At 65.8% G+C, this 2,587-nt stretch carries 4 protein-coding genes; 3 read left to right on the top strand and 1 reads right to left on the bottom strand.

Annotated features, from left to right (window positions below; all coding sequences use genetic code 11):
- Positions 1 to 339: 339 nt before the first annotated feature.
- Positions 340 to 849, bottom strand: a complete 510-nt coding sequence (locus HUU96_RS14720) for a TetR/AcrR family transcriptional regulator (protein ID WP_174293483.1) — start codon at positions 847 to 849, stop codon at positions 340 to 342.
- A 148-nt stretch (positions 850 to 997) separates the two neighbouring features.
- On the opposite strand from HUU96_RS14720, the gene HUU96_RS14715 reads away from it, so the two are divergent.
- Genes HUU96_RS14715 through HUU96_RS14705 form a run of 3 tightly spaced genes read left to right on the top strand, consistent with a single transcriptional unit; the run spans position 998 to position 2,287 of the window.
- Positions 998 to 1,603: an alpha/beta fold hydrolase gene (locus tag HUU96_RS14715; protein WP_174293482.1), complete on the top strand. Its 606-nt coding sequence runs from the start codon at positions 998 to 1,000 to the stop codon at positions 1,601 to 1,603.
- Positions 1,590 to 1,883: an alpha/beta fold hydrolase gene (locus HUU96_RS14710; protein WP_174293481.1), complete on the top strand. Its 294-nt coding sequence runs from the start codon at positions 1,590 to 1,592 to the stop codon at positions 1,881 to 1,883. The genes HUU96_RS14715 and HUU96_RS14710 overlap by 14 nt, the downstream gene beginning before the upstream one ends.
- On the top strand, positions 1,880 to 2,287 hold the full coding sequence (locus tag HUU96_RS14705; RefSeq protein WP_174293480.1) for a VOC family protein: 408 nt from the start codon (positions 1,880 to 1,882) through the stop codon (positions 2,285 to 2,287). Before HUU96_RS14710 ends, HUU96_RS14705 begins: the two co-directional genes overlap by 4 nt.
- Positions 2,288 to 2,587 lie beyond the last annotated feature (300 nt).

Raw genomic sequence — 2,587 nt, 5'->3', positions numbered from 1 at the left:
GGCGTCGGCATGAAGATCGTCGAACCCAGCATGATCGACACCGACTTCGGCGACCGCTCGTTCGACTTCAACAACGAGGGCGAGATCGCCGACTATCAGCCAATCGTCCAGAAACTCTTTGCCGGTTTCGCCGCCGGCGGCGCCGGCTCCGCGCCGAGCGTCGTCGCGGAGGTCATCTTCCAGGCGGCGATCGACGGCACGGACCAGCTCCGCTACATCGCCGGCGAGGATGCCAAGGCGCTGCTCGGCAAGCGCAAGGCCGAGAGGACGACCGGACGTTCATCGGCAATCTCCGCCGCCAGTTCCAGCTCGACCAGTGACGCTCGCGAAGGGCGTAGGTCAGTGTTTTGGCAGCGCTGCCTTCGCATGGTCCGCGATGCTCTCCAGTTCCGGGAGCGTGGCGCCGTCGCTGGCATGGACCGAGATGCCCTGCATCACGGCGACGATGTAGCGGGCCAGCGACGCCGCCTCCGCCGCCGGAAGCCAGCGTGCGAGCTTCTCTTGCAGATTGTGTTCGAACGTTCGCCGCCGATCGGCGAGATCGCGGGCGAGCGCATCGTGCGCGGGGTCGCAGGCAAGCATGCCCGTGGAGATCATGCAGGCCTGCCCCTTAGCGTGGACCGAACCGATGGCGGCGGCGAGCATCGCGGCAACGCCGTCGCGCAGGTCGCTCGCTTCATCGAGCACCGACAGGTCGAGCGCGCCAACCGCGTAGCGGTCGAGCGCCTCGTGGTACAAGCGTGCCTTGCTGCCGAAGGCCGCATAGAGGCTTGGCGGAGCGACGCCGATGGCGTGGGTCAGGTCGCTGATCGACACGCCCTCGTAGCCGTGCCGCCAAAACAGCTCCATCGCGGTCGCGATCGCGGCGTCACGATCAAAGCCGCGCGGGCGACCTCCTTGGCGTCTCTGTCCTGCGTCTGTATCGTTCACTAAATAAGTCCTTGACCACGCGGCTGCGGAGTTCTTTAGCGATTGCTATGGATAAGGGAAAGCGGAGATGATTGCGACGCGGCGGGACGCGCCCGGTGCCCTTGCCGCCGCCGGGCTCTTCGGTGTGTCGGGTCCTGCGCGAGCCGTGATCCCGCGGACTGCCATCGCGGCGGGCGTCGCGACCCGGGTCAGAACCCCCGACGGCCTGACCCTCTCCGCGATGCGCTATGGCGATCCCGTCCGCCCGGAAATCCTGTTCGTGCACGGCTTGGGGCAGAGCCGGCTGTCTTGCAACGAACAGCTGACCCCCGTGATGATCGGCCGCTTCACCATCGTGACCCATGACCTGCGCGGGCATGGCGACTCCGACAAGCCGATAACGCCCGCGAACTACGCCGATGGCGCGGCATGGGGAGACGATCTTCACGCCGTGATCGAGAAGACCGGCCTGCGGCGCCCGCTGGTCGTCGCCTGGTCGATGGGCGGTCTGATCGCCGGGCATTATCTCAAGCGCCACGGTGCCGGGTTGATGGCGAGGATCAATCTGGTCGATGCGGTGACCAGCTTCGCGCCCGGCCTGCTCTCGTTGGTTTCCGCCGAACTGGGCAACCGCCTGGCATCGCCGGATCTTGCCGTCCGCAGCGACGCCATTCGCGCGGATGCTGGCGTATAACGGGATGGTGCCGAGGGCGGTGCAGCAGGGCGTGACCGGGATCACGACCGACGGCCTCGACCGCGCCTTCGCCGCCGTGCCACGCATGCTGCTCAGCCATGGTGCACGCGACGCCCTGGTCGTTGTTGCGATGTCGCGGCGGATGCTCGCGATCAACCGCTCGGCGCGCTTTTCCATCTATCCGAACGCCGGGCACGCGCCCTTCATCGAGGATGCTTCCCGGTTCAATCGCGAGATTGCCGCCTTCGCCGCCTCGCTTCCTGCCGGAGACCTGCCATGATCCTCAAGACGTATACCCGCATCTTCACCAACGATGCGGAGGCGACGCTTCGCGTGCTGCGTCCGCTGCACGCGGGCGAGCCGCACCTGCGCTTCCGATTCGACCCGTGGGACCTGATCGGGATCGGCGATATCCTAGTCGTCGGCGGCACGGACGAGGCGCTGGCGCCGATCCGCGGCAGTCTCGGCCCCTGGATCGTGACCGACATCGACGAGACGCGAGCGACGCTGGTCGCGGCGGGTGCGGAGATCATCCGCGACATAGCGCCGGTGCCGACCGGCCGCATGATGTACGCGCGCCACCCCGACGGAGCGACGGTTGAATATGTGCAATGGACGCCCGAACTGATCGAGCAGCTCATCGAGGGCCCCCGGCGAGCCGGCACGCTGGCCTCTCAGATGTAGCGAATGGGTCGCCCGGCCAGAGGCCAAAACTGGCAATCTCGTTGGAACGTACCCTCCGTTGACGAACCGGTTCAGATTAGATCGGACCAACCGCTCCGCTGTTACGTTAGCGTCCCGTTTCAGACGTTTAAGCGAGGGTTGCAAATAGCTTGTGGACCAGGGCAGTGGAGGGCAGCCTATTGAAGAAAGCGACAGAGCGCGTTGTCAGCTCGGACCGCAAGTTAAGATGGAAGCGGGTCCCCGCAACCGCCGTGATACAAAATAGGCATTATGAAGCACGCACTTAGCGACGGAGATGGT

The sequence above is a fragment of the Sphingomonas bacterium genome (assembly GCF_903644135.1).
Classification (GTDB): domain Bacteria; phylum Pseudomonadota; class Alphaproteobacteria; order Sphingomonadales; family Sphingomonadaceae; genus Sphingomonas.
Note: the sequence above shows the minus strand (reverse complement) of the source record. Positions and strands in the feature narration are given on the sequence as shown.